Here is a 15,624-nt window from a genome sequence, read left to right as displayed (position 1 = left end):
GACAAGCCGTGAGGCCTGGTCGGCAGTAGGGCGAGGGGCCCGTTCGGCCGGGTGTACTGATCCTGGCCGCCGGCCTGGACCGCCGACAGTGAGAGTTCACCGCCCTCGGCGGGAGGAACCACCGCCCTGCCTGGGCGAGTTCGTCCGCAGGCCTGAGCGGGTACGGCCTGCGGCGTAGCGTGGAGACGACGCGTCAGCCCGGTTCGGGTGGACGCAGAGCAGGGGGCCTCTGGTGAGCACTCCAGTTCCGCCGCACCCGGCCGTACACGATGCGGCCTGCGGCAAGCGCCTGCGCGAGCGGATGCTGGGACAGCTCGGATCCGCCGATCCGGTACCCCCACAGCTCCGTGGGGCGATCGCCGAGCGAATACACCGGTGCTGCGGGCACACCCGGCTCAAATGCCACCGCTTGGCTGCGGGATGGACGGTCGCCCAAGCGGTGACCGCCGCCCACGCCCTGGTCGCCGAACAGCAGCTGCGGCCCGTCGGTCTGACCGAGCGGTCCTGGAAGGACTGGGAGGCCAGTACGGCGCCGAGCCCGGACTATCAGGACCTGGTGTGCCAGTTGTTTGCCACCGGCCCGGTGCAATTGGGCCTGGCTCGCGACTACTCCGACGCGCCGACGACGGGAGTCGCAACCGTTCCCAGACGGGACGACGTCGCAGCCGCACCACCCACGTCGCCGGTGGCGGCGCCGATCGAGGGAGACGCCACGAACCGCCGCACCGCACTCAAAGTCCTCACCGCCACCGCCACCATCGCCGTGCCCTTCACCATGCGACCGCCGTCGGTGGCCGACGCTTTCGCCTTCACCCAGGACCTGGAACGCACCGACCTGGGCCCCGGCACCTTGGAGCAGTTACAGGAGCAAATCGACGCCTTCGCCGGCGACTACGCCGCCTGGCCCGCGACGGCCGCATGGCCCCAGGTCATGGCTGTCCGCGAACACGCGGCCCAACTCCTGGCCGGGCGACACACACTGCGCCAAGGCCGGGATCTCGCCCATACCGCCGGGATGCTGTCCGTGGTGCTGGCCTGGCTCGCCCACGACCTGGGCCAGCCCCGCGCGGCCCTGGCGTACTGCGCCGACGCCCGCGCCCACGGCACCGCCGCCGAGGCCGGGGACGTGTGCGCGTGGGCCGACGACGCCGCAGCCACCACCTGCCTCTATGCCGACCAGCCGCACCGAGCCGCCCACTACGCCGCCCGCGGTCTGGCCTGCGCCACCACCACGGCGGCCCGGGTCCGGCTCGCCGCACAAACCGCCCGCAGCCACGCCCGCGACGGCAACACCGATGCCTTCACCGCGGCCCGCTCCCTCGCCCACGAAGCCGCCGCCGCCCTGCCTGCCCACGCCAGCGGCCTGTTCTCCGCCGACCAGGTCCGCCTCCTCGGCTTCGATGCCACCAGCTACCTCGCCCTCGACCAGCCCCGCCCGGCACGCGCCGCCGCGGAAGAAGCCCTCACCCAGTACGACACTGCGGTCCACCGCTCCCCCACCCGCGCCGCCATCGCCCACCTCGACCTCGCCGACGCCCACGCAGCCCTCGGCGACCTCGACGCCGCCCTGACCCACGCCACCATCGCGCTGCACGGCCGCCGCCCCGCCAACGCCATCACCACCCGCGCCCACCACCTCGCCGACACCCTCACCATCCACCACCCCCGCACACCGGCCGTTCGCACCTTCGTTCAACACCTCGCGCACTGAGGTCTCTGCACCGCCGAACGGCGGCCCGGGCTCGGCCCGCACACGGTTCGGTGGCTCTCCCACGGCGTCGACCCCAGCCGGACCACGCCACAGATGCGTGATCGTCATTAGTGGGTCGCCAGCGACGTGTTCCGCTGCGCAGTTACTGTCGGCGACGACGTCGCGTCTGCGCAACGGAGGCAATGCGGTCGGTGGGAGGTGCGGTCTGCGCCGTGCGCACCGCGTCATGCGCACGGGCCGATTGCGCATTGCGCAGCGGCCGCCCATTGCGCAGTGCGGAGCAAATCGGACACTGCGCAAAGGACGGTTGCGCAGAGACCCGTTGCGCAGGCGAACATAACGGACGCTGCGCAGTGGCTCGGGGGGCGCGCACGGGCCAGCGCCGCGATCACGAAGTGCGATGGCACCCCGGGATGGCGCCGCCTACGGCGTGGCACGGGACACGCGTGTCTGTACGCCCCGGGAGCACCGATGGCGCCCGTGGCTCCTCCGGCCGATGCCGTGGTTAGTTACCTCGAGACCCCGGTGTTGGCTCTTTCGGACTCCGTGGTTAGTTCGTCAACCATGGTTAGTTTCCTCGAATCCCATGGTTAGTTTTTATGCATTCCGTGGTTAGTTTCCATCCGATCCGTGGTTAGTTCTCCGACGACCGCGCTCGGATCCATGGTTAGTTCCAAAATACTTTTCCAGATCTCAGTTCCCGGCGCGCACGCAGACCTGCCCGGTGGTCAAGCCAAGTAGCCTCTGACCTGCCATGGAGAGGTTTCCTCCTGGCAACTAACCACGCCTGGTCGACAACTAACCATGGGGCGTTATGGAAACGTGATTTCTGACCCCCTTTCATGGTTACGTTCGTGGTTAGGTCCGTCGGGTTCTCTGGAGGCATCCCCACCGCCTCTTTCCCGGGAGCCCCGCCATGCCGTTATCCACCCGCAACCACCCATCACCGGAATCTCCGGATGCCACGCGCGAACTGCGCTCCCCTGCAGCCGCACCCGCCGTGGTGCGGGCAACGCACCGCCGGGTCTCGATGGCCCGGATCGGGGTGTGGGTGGCCGTGGCCGCCGGCCCTCTCGCCCTGGCCGTCACCGTTGCCGTCCCCCGCACCGTCGTGGCCGCCACCGCGCCGAAGGCCGTTGTGACGACCACGCCGCGCAGTGCGGATCCGGCCGGCGTGGCCGCGTTGTTCGTCGATCTGTGGCTGCGCAGTGACGCCGCCAAGCCGGACTCCTCCACTGCGCAAGCCGTCCGCACCCTCGCGCCGAACGTGGAGCTGCCGATGCGCAGTACCGCCGTCCCGGCGGTTGTCGTGCGCACGGTGGCGGTGCGCAGTGCGCTGCTGCGCCGTGGTGGTTGGTCGGTCGTGGTGGCTGCGCAGTTCACCGTCGGTGACGGTACGGCCGATTCCGGAAAGGTCGCCGGCGGGACGCCGGTGGCTTCGGCGGGGACGGTGGTGCGGTACTTCGCGGTGCCGGTGTTGGCGTCGGATGGGGCGGGACCGGGAGCGTTCACGGTCACCTCCGCGCCGGCGGAAGTGACCGGCCCGGCCACCGCGAAGGTTCCTGCTTCGGCGTTCCGGAGCCCGCTGGCGGCCGGTACGCCGGTGGTGGTGTCGGTGGGTGAGTTTCTGTCGGCGTACCTGGCCGGGGTCGGCGAGGTTGATCGCTATCTGTCCCCGGGCACCCAGCTGCCCGCGGTGCGCGGGGCGGGGTACCGGTCGGTGGTGGTGGACCAGGCCGCCGCCGATACCGACCGGGCGGCCGGAGCCACGGTGCCCGGTGATGGGACGCGCGTGCGCCTCCAGGCTCATGTCACCGCGAAGGACAGCTCGGACGGTCAGTGGCCGCTGATGTACACGGTGGCGATGACTGCCCGGGATGGGCGGTGGGAAGTCACCGCCCTCGAAGCCGGAGCCGAACCCGTCGACCGTTCGCCGGATCCCGCCCATTCGGCGCCGGTCGGCGGCAGCACTGCGACGGATGGTGCGTCCCGATGACGATCCTTCTCGCCGGGAAACTCGACGCCCTGGGTAACTCCTGGCTGAACACGCTGGGCAGTTGGGGCGACAAGGGTCTGAAGGTCGCCCTGATCGTGATCGTGTGCATCCAGGTGGTGCGCAAGGTCTCCCTGAAAGCCGGCATCGGCGCGCTGATCGCGATGGTCCTCGCGCTGGGTATCTACAACTCCCGCAACACCCTGGCCGATCTGTTCTCCGACGAGGTCAACAACCCCGCTGGCGGCGCAGGCCCCATCTCCCGAGTCGTCGACGGACAACAGCCCGACCTGGACCCCGCCCGGCCACTGCGCCTGACAGGCGCCTTCGGCGGTGGGGCGTGAGTACCGCGACCGCACGACCGCGGGTCGCCCGGGCCTACACCTCAGCGCGGCGCCACCCCTGGGTGCTGGGCAAGTTGGGCGACTGGGTGATTTGGTTCGGTCCCTACACGCCCGCGCAGATGCTCGTCATGGGCGGCGGCGCGTTCGCCCTGATCAAGACGTTCGCCTGGTGGTCGTGGATGGGACCGGTGCCGGTGGTGGGCTGGCTGGTCTCCATCTGGGCGGTGCGCGGCGCGAAGATCGCCGGTCAGTCGCCGTTCGCCGCCGCCTGGGGCTGGCTGATTCTCCTCGCCCAACCCGCCGCCGGCCGCATCGCCGGGCGCACCGCCCGCGACCACCGACCCACGGAACTGACCGGCACGTTCGTCATCGAGCACGCGACCGCCATGACAACGAAGCCAGCCGCAGTGACTGCCACGTCCCCCACCCCCGCAACCCGATTCGCGCATCAGCGTCCGGTCCGTACCACGAAACCCGCTCGCTTCCCCCGGCCTGGCCGAGCGGCACCGACTGCTCCGGCAGCGCTTCCGATCAGTGGTCTGGCGCAGCTGCTGCGCGCCGCGCAGGTCAGCGAGAACCAGGAGGCTGTGCGATGAAGGTTCCGTTCCGGCACATCGCCGGGCATCTGGTGTGGTCGGCGCATGGTTCGGTGTGGGCGATCTGGCGGATCGAGCCGACCGGCGGCCGGTACCTGCCCGACCGCGTTCGGGAGGAGTTCCTCAGCCGCGTCACCTCCCTGGTGCGCTCGTTGAACGGGGCACCGCGGCTGTTCGGACTGTGTGCGCGCACCGACCCGACGGAGGTCGCCGAGCAGCTCGCGGCCGGCGTGAACTGGCAGGAGTTGCCGGCGTGGAAGGAAACCGCTGGGGTCAACCTGGCGAGCCTGGCCGGGGCGGAGATGCACCGGCGCACCCTGTGGCTGGCGGTCCCGCTGTCCGCGACCTCCAACCGCTTCGATGTGGCAGCGACTACCGGAGCGATGTGGGCGGAGCTGTCCACCGCCTTGGGCATGGCCCCCGTGCCCGTCGCGGCCGCGGAGGTTGCGGAGTTCTACGAGCAGGCCGAACGGCTGCAGACCGCCCTGGGTGGCGGGCTGCCGTTGCGACCCGCGTCACCGGCGGAAATCGTGTGGATGATCCAGCACGCGATCCACCGCGGCCTGGCCGAACCCCTGCTCACCGACGCGGAAAACTCCCCGCTGTACGGGAGCCGGATGCAGGACGGCCAGTTGCGCTCCCCGTCCTACGCCGACCTCGGACAGGTCCGCCTCGCCGAGGGCGGCCGCCCCCACCCCGCCGACGACGAAGAACCCTCCGACCACGAGCACCGCCGACGCACATCGCGCCGTCCGGGATCCACCTCGGGTGCGCCGTGGTGGCGCAAGGACGGCGCTTCCCCGCTGTTGCGGCGGTGGCTGCAGGTGGAGTGCGAGGCCGGCATCGGCTACCAGGCCCACCTCGCGCTGGCCGAGCTCCCGCCCGCCATCGACGCGAGCTCGGCTGACGTGCTCGCCCAGCTGGAGCAGCTGCCCTTTCCTGTCGACTTCACCGTCGACCTGCAGATCGTCACCGCGGAACGGGCGCGGGAGACCGTGCGGCGCAAGAAGAAGGAGCTGCTGGACCAAGCCGAGCAGTACGGCGCCCAACCCACCGGCATGCCCCACTCCCTGCCCGAAGCGGCCGGCGACCTCGGAGAGATGGATGCGCGCCTGTCGCGGACCTCGGTGGAGGTCGAGGTCCAGTCCGTGACCGTCCTGACCGTCTGGGCAAACGATGTGCAGACCTGCGACGCGCGGGCCCGCGCGTTGGCGGCGGTCCTGTCGGGAGCGGATTACCGGGCGATCCGCCCGCACGGACTACAGACGAAGCTGTTCGCCCTAGGTCTGCCCGCGACCCCACGACCGACGGAGGTGCGGCAGTTCACCCAGCACCAACTGTCCGAGGACTGGGCGATGGGCGGCGCGTTCTGCGGCACCACGGTGGGCGACCCCACCGGGCTGATGATCGGCATCGATCTGGACTGCGGCACCCGACGCCCCGTCCTGCTCAACGTCGCCGACGCCCCGCAGCGCAACGCCTCCGCCTCTGTCGGCGTCGCGGGCGACCTGGGAGGCGGCAAGTCCGTGCTCAAGAAAATGCTGGCCATCGGGGTGGTGGACCGCGGTGGGCGCGCGATCGTCATCGACCGCACCCCCATCCGCGAATGGGCCACCTTCGCCACCTCCGCCGCCGGCGACCGCTGCCAGGTCATCGACGCCGTGCGGGCCGAGCTCAGCATCGACCCCTTGCGGGTCTTCGGCGGCGCCACCGGCGCCCGCTACGCCTTGTCGTACCTCACGCTGCAAACCGGCGTCGGACCGATGACCGAGCACGGCGCCGCCCTGCACCACGCCATCCAGGACGCCATCGCCACCCCGCACCCGTCGATGTCCGCCGTCCTGGACGCGCTGGACCGGATGTCCGGGCAGCGCACAGCAGCGGGTGAGATGGGCGATCTGCTGCGCATCGTGGCGGGCAACCCGCTGGCGGCGATGGTCTTCGATCCGGACCTGCCGCCGGTCACCTTGAACGACGACCTGGGCTCGGACCTGGTCGTGGTCACCACCACCGGCCTGACCTTGCCCCCGCGCGAGGCCTTCGCGAACCCCGAGGTCCTGCGCCAGCAACCCCTGGAGGCCCTGATCGGGCGGGCGGTGCTGTATCTGATCGCCGCCATCGCCCGCCAGGCCGCCTTCAGCGACCCCACGCAGTTCTGCGCCGTGGTCATCGACGAGTGCTACTGGCTCACCTCTTCCGCCGAGGGCGCCGCCCTGGTCTACGAGATCCTGCACGACGGCCGCAAGCACGGCGCCGGTGTCATCCTCGGCGCCCCCGACGTCGACGAACTCGGCGAGCACCACGGGCTGCTCGCCTACAAGGCCCTCACCCGCACCACCGACCGGGCCCGCGCCCAACGCGGCCTGGCCTTCCTCGGACTCAACGGTGAAGACGAAGACCTCCTGCAGACCGTCACCACTGATCTGTCGCCCGTCGGGCAGGCCGGGCGCGAGGGGGAGATGCTGCTGCGCGATCCGCGGATGAACGTCGGCCGCATCCGCGTAGACGTCCCCGCGGTGCCCCGCATCACCAACGCGATCTTCACCACCCCGGGCGCCACTCAGCCGCCCGGCGCACCTGGGGTGCGCATGCACAAAGCGCCGGTTGATCCGGCCCCTGCTCCGTCCGGCGGCGTGCACAGCAGTCCGGCCGATCTCGTCAACGCCCCGGGAGCCCTGCGATGACCGCCACCCGCAACCCCTCCGCCCTGTTCGTACTGTCCGCGCTCCTGCTGGCCGTGAGCATCCTGGTGTGGACCCACCCGGTTCACTCCGCTGCAGACAGCCGCCCCGCCCCCGGTAGCACCGTGAGCACCGGAAGCGGGAACTGCGCGCTGATCATCGGGCCGGCCAGGGACTACTGCCTGCACCCTCATGGCGATGTCCGGTGAGGCGCCTGGATCGCGGGACGCTGCGTTCGGCCGGCTTCGTCGGTCTGCTGGTCGTGGTGTTCCTGACGGTGAACACCACCGTGGCCGCGGCCGCCGACGGCACCGGCCAGGAGGTGGGCGGGCTGCTGGCCCCACTCAACGTCACCACCTCCGAAGGCGCCCCGCTGGACGGCTACGAGCTGGGGGCCGATGGCGGGAGCATCGTGAACTTCTCCGGCCAGACCCGCGCGCTGATCCTGGGCGGCCTGTTCACCCTGGTCCGCCTGATGGTGGGTCTGTCGTGCTGGCTGATCGAGTTCGCCTTCAAGTTCCCGCTGTTCACGATGCTGCTGCGCCCTGCGCAGGCGGCCTCGGATGCCTACAACGCCCACGTGGTGGGTGCGCTGGGCGTGAAGGGGTTGCTGCTGGGGTGGGCGTTCGTGTTCGGGCTGATCGTGTTCATGCGCGGCAAGCCCGGCAAGGGATTGGGCGAGATCGTGCTGACCCTGGTCATCGCGGCGTTCGCCGCCTCCGCGTTCATCCGCCCCGACTACCTCCTGGCCACCGGCGGACCCCTGGACCAGACCCACCAGGCCGCCCTCGAAGTCGCCCAGATCACCGTCAGCAGCCACACCTTCAGCACCGGGACACCGCCTCCGGTCGGCAACGGCTGCGATCACATCGTCGGGCCGGCGCAGGACGCCTGCACCAGCTCCGACGCGCAGGCCGTGGCCACAGCCCGGCCGCTGGAGGACGCGCTGACCAACGCGCTGATCGTCAAGCCGTACATGCTGCTGGAGTACGGACGGATCCTGGATCCCAAAAGCGGGGCCGACGCCGCCGCCTACAAGGTCCACCTGAAGTGGGTGAAGGGTGAGTACGCGCCTCGAGCCCCGGACCGGCCCGCCGATGGAAGCGATCCCTGCTCCGGAGTGCATGGCCCGGCCAAGGACTACTGCGAAAAGGGCAAGGGCGGCGGCTCTGGTGTGCTGGACAAGCTGACCGGCCCGCAGGATGAGAAGTTCTCCTCGTTCGCCAGCGACCTCGACGGTGCCGGCGACGTCGGCAAAGCGGCGGCCGACTACGCCAAGGACCCCACGTGGTCCCGGGTCGGCGGCGTGATCTTGCTTCTGGTCGCCGCGTTCCTGATCAGCATGATGGTCATCTCCATGGCGCTGGTCCTGCTCGGCACACAGGGCGCGGATGTGGCGGCGAGTGCCGGCGGAGGCATGGCGTTCGTGTGGGCGATGCTGCCCGGCCCGTCCCGCACTGTGCTGTGGAAATGGCTCGGCGTGTACCTGGTCTCCGCGATGGTGATGTTCACCGCCGCCGTGTTCCTGCCGCTGTTCGGGATCGCGGTCGACGCGTTGCTGACCGACGGCCCGCACCTGATGATCGAGCGCCTCATCCTGCTCGATGCCGCAGCTCTGGCCGGGCTCGCCTTCCAGCGCCGCCTGCTCGCCGGGGCCTCCCACTTCGGGGAGCGCCTGGCGCAGCGGATGCGGTACGCGAAGGTCGGCGGCACACACCTGCCCGGCGACAGCTCCGACATCGGCGCGGCTCTGGCCATGAACCTCGGCGGCTCCGGGAGCTCTGGCGGCGGAGCCGGAGGTCTGGCGGGCATGTTGTCCTTCGGTGGTGGGGGCGGTCGTGGCGGGCCCTCGGGTGGTCTGCTGGGTGGGTTCGGTCGGGGTCGGGGAGCGTTGTCGCATCTGGCGGCGCTCGCCGACGGAACCGGACAGCCCATGGACACCGGCCGGCTCCTGGGTGATGCCCTGGCCGAGGCCCGCCACGGCTTCGCGCCGTTGGGCCTGGCAGCGCACGGCGTCGGCATGGGGTTGCGGGGCACGCACGCGGCGCTGATCGGCCGGCGCCCGGACGACGAGAAGCTCGCCGCGATGCGCCGACCCACCCCGGACGAACCGTGGAACGCCCCGGGAACAGCCAGCGCCCCAGTGGGGCCTGGCTGCCCGGTGGCCGGGGTTCCGGTCCAACCGGTCACCCGTCCCGCTCCGGCGGGCTGGTCATCAACGCGGAGACCGGGGAGATCCTCAACGACCCGTCCGATGAACGGCCGCTGCTCAGCACCCGGTTGCACAACCGGGCGGTGCGCTACCGCGGGGCGCGGATCGCGATGCGCGGCGGCCGCCTGGCCTACGGCAGCACCTATGGGCTGCCCAGCACCATCAAGAGCGGGTGGAAGAGTGCGGGTCAGTTCTTCGGCGAGGACGTCCCCACGCAGGCGAAGGCCACCGGTCACCGGCTCGCGGAGGACGGCAAGGCCTGGGCTCCGGTCGGACGTGTCGCCGTCAAACCGGCCAAGCTCTTCGGGAAGGCGACGTCGTACGGCGGTCGGCGCGCGGCCACCGCCTGGAATGTCCACGGTGCCCCGGCCGTGCGGGACGCCACCACCGCGGCCACGATCTTCACCTCCGCCCCGCAGGTCCCCGACCCGGGCCCCCGACCGAAGAGCACCCGCACCCAGCCGGTCGACCCGCAAGCTCAGGCCCGCCAGCAGGTGTTCGACGCGCTGATGCAGGCCCAACGCATCGGCTGGGACCAGCAGCCGTCCTGGGGCGGTGACGGCGAATGAAGCGGGTCAAGCGGAAACTCGCCGGGCTGGGTGTGCTGCTGGCCTTCACCGCCGTGTGCTGTGCCGGGCCGCTGAACGCCGCCATGTCGGCCACCACGATTGCCGCTGCCGAGCAGGAGCAGCAGTCGGCGGTGACGGGTTCGGCGGCCGGGATCCCGGACCGGATGTTCGCCGCCTACCGGTCCGGTGCCGGCCAGGTCACCGACTACGTCCGCGCGTGCAAGGGGATGCGGTGGCAGGTGCTGGCGGGGATCGCGGCCATCGAGTCCCACCACGCCGTCGGGCACAGCATTGCGCCCAATGGCGACATCACCCCGCACATCCTGGGCCCGCGCCTGGACGGGACCGGGGTCGGCGGCAACGCCACGCCCATCTTCGACACCGACCACGGGGCGTGGGACGGCGACGCCACCTACGACCGGGCGGTGGGGCCCTTTCAGTTCCTGCCCTCCACCTTCAAGGGCGACGGCAAGGACGGCAACGGCGACCAGGTCGTCGACCCGCACAACGCCGACGACGCCGCCCTGTCGGCCGCGATCTACCTGTGCGGGAGCGGCCGCGACCTCACCGATCGCGGGCAACTGAGCCAGGCGATCTACGGCTACAACCACTCCGACGCGTACGTCGCCGACGTGCTGGCGAACATCGACCGCTACAACAGCCTCGGGGCGACCGGGGCCGTCCCCGGCGGGGCCACGGGGGATGCCCGCACCGTGCTGGCCGCCGCCCTGGCACAGCTGGGCGTGCCCTATTCGTGGGGCGGCGGCACCCCGAAGGGCCCCTCCCCCGGGGTCTGCTGCTCGCCCGGCGGGCAGGACGGAACCACGGTCACCGGCTTCGACTGCTCCGGTCTGACCCTGTATGCGTTCGCGCAGGCCGGCATCGAACTGCCGCGGCAAGCCGCCGACCAGGCCTCACGCGGCACCCGGATCCCACCATCAGCCGGAACCGCGGCCCTGCAACCCGGGGACCTGGTGTTCTACGCCTACGCACCGGGTGAGGACTCCACCATCCATCACGTCGGGATCTACCTCGGCGACGGACAGCTCATCAACGCCGCCCGCCCCGGAACCGTCGTACGGGTCGAACCCGTCACGGCCCAACCGGGCTACGCGGGAGGAGCCCGCCTCCTATGACCACCTCACCTCACCGTGTCTCGGGGCGCGCCCTGGTGGTGGCCGCCCTGGGCCTGGCGACCGCCGGAATCCTGCTGCTGGGCGTCGGCAACGCAACACCGCCCGAGCCTCGCGATCACAGCGCAGCTATTCCGGCAACGGCCACCGTGCCGCCCCCATCGTCCGCGAGGTCGGCACCTGCGGCCGGCAGCGCGCCTGCTGCCGGCCCGGTCAGATCCGCCCCGAGCGCGCAGCAGCATCCAGCAGCAGCCCCGGCCACGCCGATAAGCCCGCAACTGCCGCCGCCGGGTGCTGGTCCAGCCGCCGACCCACTCATCCAACGCGCCCTGGACCAGGCCACGCCCGCCGACCTGCCGCCTGTCACCGCCCGTGAGGTGGCGGAGCTGGGGCGCCAGGTGTGGACCGCCGAAGCCACCGGTAGCGGCCGCACCCGCTGGCCGGAGTACTTCTCCGCGCGGACAACCGGCCGGTCCGCCGCCTACACCCGGTTCCGCATCCAGGCCGTCACCGCCCGCCGCGACGACGGAGACACCCGCCGCGTGCTCGTGCGCTTGGTGTGGGCCGGCGCCGACCCGGCCGGGACCTTCCTCGACGGCCGCAACGCCGTCCTGTACTTCGCCCTGAACGGAGCAGGCCCATGGACACCCACCCGCTAGTCCGCAGCACCTTCGCCTCCCCCGACCACGACCAGCGGTGGCACGGTGCCCTCGGCGCCCTGCACGCGCTCTGGGACTTCCTGGACTGGATGCTCGACCGCGCCGTGTGGCTGGCCGGCGTCGGCATCGCCGCGTTCGCCTGCTGGACGTGGGTGCAGAAGCGTCTCGCGGCCAAGGCCCTGGCGCAGCGCACGTACCTGGAACTGGTGCCCTCCCGGCAGTTCGTCACCACACCGGAAGAGATCCTGCGCTTCGGGGCGCAGCTCATCCGCGCGGCCGGCGCCGGGAAGTGGTGGACCCCCCGCTCCGCGCGCACGGTTCGGATCCGGCTGCGCGCCGATGGCAGCAAGCCGCTGGCGTACCGGTTGGAGGGCCCGGCCTCCGCCCGCGACCTCCTGCTGCAGACGCCGTATCACCTGGTGCGGGTCGAGCCGGCCCGGCCGGTGCGGGACAAGGCCCGCGACTACACGGTGCGGTCCGTGTTCACCTTGCACGGCAACCCCGGATCCCGGTTGCGGGATGTGCCGCTGGAACCGGACCCGCTGCAGCCGCTCATCGACGCGGTCGCGGACCTGCGCAAAGACTTGGGTGATCTGGCCGAGGTCTGCATCGATGTGTCGCCCGCGTCGAAGTGGCGGATTCGGGCGCGGCGCTGGCAGGTCATGAACCGGGCCCGCGAGCAGAACCGCAAGGAATCCCGGCGCGAAGCGCGATGGATGAGCACGGACGCAGCCCAGGCCGAGGACTCGTTGGCGTGGCAGCTCATCAAGTGGCTTGCCCCGGAAGGCCGGCGCGGTGGTGGTGAGGGCCGGCGTCTGCTGATGGCGCCGCGGCCGCCACGTGTCGATCGGGACAAAGCGCTGGGCAAGCTGGTCGACGACAACGGGCTGGTGCGGGTGCAGCTGCTGGTGCGGTGCGCCTCCAACACCGTCGGCCGCGCAGAGCGGCGGCTGCGGCACATCGAGGCCGCACTGGACGTCTTCGGCGCCCGCGCCCGGTTCTCATCATCGGGGTGGTCGCTGGGGCCGCTGCGGGTGGGGCCGGACCGGTGGCCGTGGCGCAACGGGTTCGATGCCCGCTGGGCGTCCGGGCTGATCAAACCGGGCCGCAATGCGTGGGCGCGGATCGAAGAGCTGGGCGGGCTCCTCAAGCCCCCCACCCTCCACGCGCAGCTGCCGCTGCTGGCGGGTGACATCCCCACCTGGCGGCGCGGAAAGGACCTGCTGCCGCAAGGGCTCTACCGGGGCCCGGACGGCACCGAACGGATCATCGCCACCCGTGAGGCGGAGACCCTGTTCGAGACGCAGGTCGGCAAGGCCGGCTGGGGCAAGACCGAGCGCGCCCTAGTCCAGGCCGTCGCGGTCGCGCACAACGGCGGCGGACTGGCGTTCATCGACCCGCACCGCGACTCCCTGCACCACGTCGCCCCGTACCTCGCCCACAACACGATCATGGCCCGCCTCTGCCTGATCGATCTGACCGTTCACGCTCCCGAGGACCGCCTGGCCTGCTGGAATCCGCTGTCCATGACCTCCGGCCAGGCCCCACACGAAGTGGTCACCGCCACGGTGGACGCCTTCGCCTCCTCGCTGGGCTGGGGAGATGCCAATGCGCCGCGCGCCATCACCATCCTGACCAAGGCCGTCGAGGCGCTGGTGGCGGTCAACGCCGCCGCGGTAGCGGCCGGGGCGGCGGATTGCCAGGCCACCCTCTTCCAGATCCGGCCCCTGCTGTCCGACCCCGCCTTCCGCGACCTGGTCGTGGCGCGCCTGGACGACGAGGCCGCCCAGTGGTGGCGGACCTCGTTCGACTCCATCCCCAAGGAGGCGCTGCCCACCGTTCTCAACCCGCTGGACCGACTCGCGGCCTCCCCCGTCATCAAGGCGTTCTTGGGCCAGCCGGAAGGCTCCTACGACATCCGTCGCGCGATGGACGACGGACAGGTGGTGTGGATCTGCCCGCCAGGCACCGGTCCGACCAACCGGCTGCTGGTCTCCCTGATCGTCCGCGACATCCTGCGCGCGGGACTGTCCCGCCGCGACCTCCCCGAAAACAAGCGACGCCCGTTCCGGGTCTACCTGGACGAGCTGATCTCCCTGGACGGGGCGGCCAGCCAGTCGTTGGCAGAGATCACCGAGCAGCTGCGGAAGTTCGCGGTCCGGCTGCACGGGATGACGCAGTCCCTGGACCGGCTGCAGGCCTCCACCCGCACCGCACTGCTGCAGAACGCCTCCAGCCTGTCGACGACGGCCGGCTCCGTGGAGGCCATCCGGCACATCACCAACGAATGGAACGGCCAGGTCACCCCGGAAAGCGCAGCCGAACTGCCGCGCTTCCACCACTGGGCGTCATTCACCGTCAACGGCAACCGGGTCGGACCGCTCCTGATGCGCGGACCCACCCTCGAGGACGTCCACGCCGACCTGGCCCGGCCCAAGAAGCTCCGCGCCCTGCAGCGCGCCGCGGACACCAACACCGAAGCGCGGCCACTGAACGAACTCACCGCCGCCGCCTCCACCCACCAAACCCACGTCGTGTCCTTCCTGACCGGCAACCGCCCTGGCACCGCCCAGAGCGCTGGCGGCGCCGGCTCCGGCGGAACCGGTCCTACCCGGCGCCCCTCCCTGTCCAAGCAGCACGCACAGAAGGAGACCCAGTTCCTGTGACCACCGATCTGAACAGGTCCGCAACCGAATCCGCGACCGACGGCGCCGCGTTCGGCGGCACCGAGGAGATGCAGCCCTCCACCGAGGACACCGCCGCCCACCGGGCGCTGGCCCTGCTCGCCCAGCACCGGTTGGTCACCACCCCGCAGCTCCACCAGATGCTGGCCCCCGACACAGCACGGCAGGTGACCGGCAGGATCCTGAACACGCTGCGGGAGGACAAACTCGCCTCCTACACCACGTTGGGCGGCACCAGCCTGCTGCGCGCCTGGTACCTGACCGTGCGCGGAGCGCGGATGGTCAGCGGCTGGCCGGAGTTGCGCGGCCGTACCGTCCAGGCCCCCGCCTCCGGTACCGAAGCCTCGATGCGGGCCGCCCACACCTTGACCGTGCTGCGCGCACATCTGGCGTTCCTGGCCGATGCCCGCCGGCGCGGGGATGAGTACGGGCCGCTGGACTGGACGCCGGAGATCGCCCACCAACTCCCGGACACCGGGGGCGAGGACAAACTGATCGCTGATGCGGTCCTGCACTACACCGCGGCCGCGACCCGCGCTTCGCGGCGGGTGCAGTACCGGGCGTTCGTCGAAGTGGACCGGGCCACGATGAGCTCGGAACGGTTGTCGCGCAAGCTCATCTCCTACGCCCGCTTCCACGCCTACACCCCCACCTCCCCCCTCGGGCGGCGCGGCACCGTCGCCGAACAGCACGCGATGCTCGCCTGGCAGCGGTACTACCCCCGCTTCCCCCGCGTGCTGTTCATCCTCACCGGCGCCCACGCCCCCGCGCTACAGCGGCGGATCGAGGACCTGCGGGCGATGGTCGCCGGGCACCGGCTGGTGACGCAGCTGGCCGCGCAGGTTCAACTCGGCGCCGCGGTCTTGGAGGACCTCGAGGAGCACGGGCCGTCCGGTCCGGTGTGGACACCACTGGCCGGCCCCGCAGGCCACCGCACCTCGTGGATGGACCTGTGATCGCCGCCCCGCACGCCACCTCATCCCGCGCTACGGCGCCGCCCCGTGGTGGACACCACTGGCCGGCCGGGCTCGTCCCGGCACCT

General features: G+C 71.3%; 11 protein-coding genes. All 11 read left to right on the top strand.

Features of this window, described 5'->3' with window-relative positions; all coding sequences use genetic code 11:
• Positions 1–232: 232 nt before the first annotated feature.
• The 11 genes from AC07DC_RS39845 to AC07DC_RS39795 all read left to right on the top strand — a co-directional run bounded on the left by AC07DC_RS39845 (position 233) and on the right by AC07DC_RS39795 (position 15,538).
• Positions 233–1,711, top strand: a complete 1,479-nt coding sequence (locus AC07DC_RS39845; protein WP_478919763.1) for a hypothetical protein — start codon at positions 233–235, stop codon at positions 1,709–1,711.
• Positions 1,712–2,627: 916 nt separating this feature from the next.
• The gene (locus tag AC07DC_RS39840; protein ID WP_478919762.1) at positions 2,628–3,707 is read left to right on the top strand and encodes a conjugal transfer protein; all 1,080 of its coding nucleotides are present in this window, start codon (positions 2,628–2,630) and stop codon (positions 3,705–3,707) included.
• Positions 3,704–4,048 (top strand): hypothetical protein, encoded by a 345-nt coding sequence (locus tag AC07DC_RS39835; protein WP_478919761.1) that lies wholly within the window; start codon positions 3,704–3,706, stop codon positions 4,046–4,048. The genes AC07DC_RS39840 and AC07DC_RS39835 overlap by 4 nt, the downstream gene beginning before the upstream one ends.
• A complete protein-coding gene (locus AC07DC_RS39830; RefSeq protein ID WP_478919760.1) occupies positions 4,045–4,644 on the top strand; it encodes a hypothetical protein in 600 nt (199 codons plus the stop codon). Before AC07DC_RS39835 ends, AC07DC_RS39830 begins: the two co-directional genes overlap by 4 nt.
• Entirely contained in the window at positions 4,641–7,328 is a 2,688-nt protein-coding gene (locus AC07DC_RS39825) for an ATP-binding protein (RefSeq protein WP_478919759.1), read from the top strand. Before AC07DC_RS39830 ends, AC07DC_RS39825 begins: the two co-directional genes overlap by 4 nt.
• Positions 7,325–7,534 (top strand): hypothetical protein, encoded by a 210-nt coding sequence (locus AC07DC_RS39820; protein WP_478919758.1) that lies wholly within the window; start codon positions 7,325–7,327, stop codon positions 7,532–7,534. The genes AC07DC_RS39825 and AC07DC_RS39820 overlap by 4 nt, the downstream gene beginning before the upstream one ends.
• On the top strand, positions 7,531–10,047 hold the full coding sequence (locus AC07DC_RS39815) for a hypothetical protein (protein ID WP_478919757.1): 2,517 nt from the start codon (positions 7,531–7,533) through the stop codon (positions 10,045–10,047). Before AC07DC_RS39820 ends, AC07DC_RS39815 begins: the two co-directional genes overlap by 4 nt.
• Positions 10,048–10,102: 55 nt before the next feature.
• Complete coding sequence (locus tag AC07DC_RS39810) at positions 10,103–11,242, top strand: C40 family peptidase (protein ID WP_478919756.1); 1,140 nt, start codon at positions 10,103–10,105, stop codon at positions 11,240–11,242.
• Positions 11,239–11,898 (top strand): hypothetical protein, encoded by a 660-nt coding sequence (locus tag AC07DC_RS39805; protein WP_478919755.1) that lies wholly within the window; start codon positions 11,239–11,241, stop codon positions 11,896–11,898. The genes AC07DC_RS39810 and AC07DC_RS39805 overlap by 4 nt, the downstream gene beginning before the upstream one ends.
• Positions 11,880–14,564 (top strand): type IV secretory system conjugative DNA transfer family protein, encoded by a 2,685-nt coding sequence (locus tag AC07DC_RS39800; protein WP_478919754.1) that lies wholly within the window; start codon positions 11,880–11,882, stop codon positions 14,562–14,564. Before AC07DC_RS39805 ends, AC07DC_RS39800 begins: the two co-directional genes overlap by 19 nt.
• On the top strand, positions 14,561–15,538 hold the full coding sequence (locus tag AC07DC_RS39795; RefSeq protein WP_478919753.1) for a replication-relaxation family protein: 978 nt from the start codon (positions 14,561–14,563) through the stop codon (positions 15,536–15,538). The genes AC07DC_RS39800 and AC07DC_RS39795 overlap by 4 nt, the downstream gene beginning before the upstream one ends.
• Positions 15,539–15,624 lie beyond the last annotated feature (86 nt).

The organism is Streptomyces sp. NPDC045021 (assembly GCF_056432645.1).
Note: the sequence above shows the minus strand (reverse complement) of the source record. Positions and strands in the feature narration are given on the sequence as shown.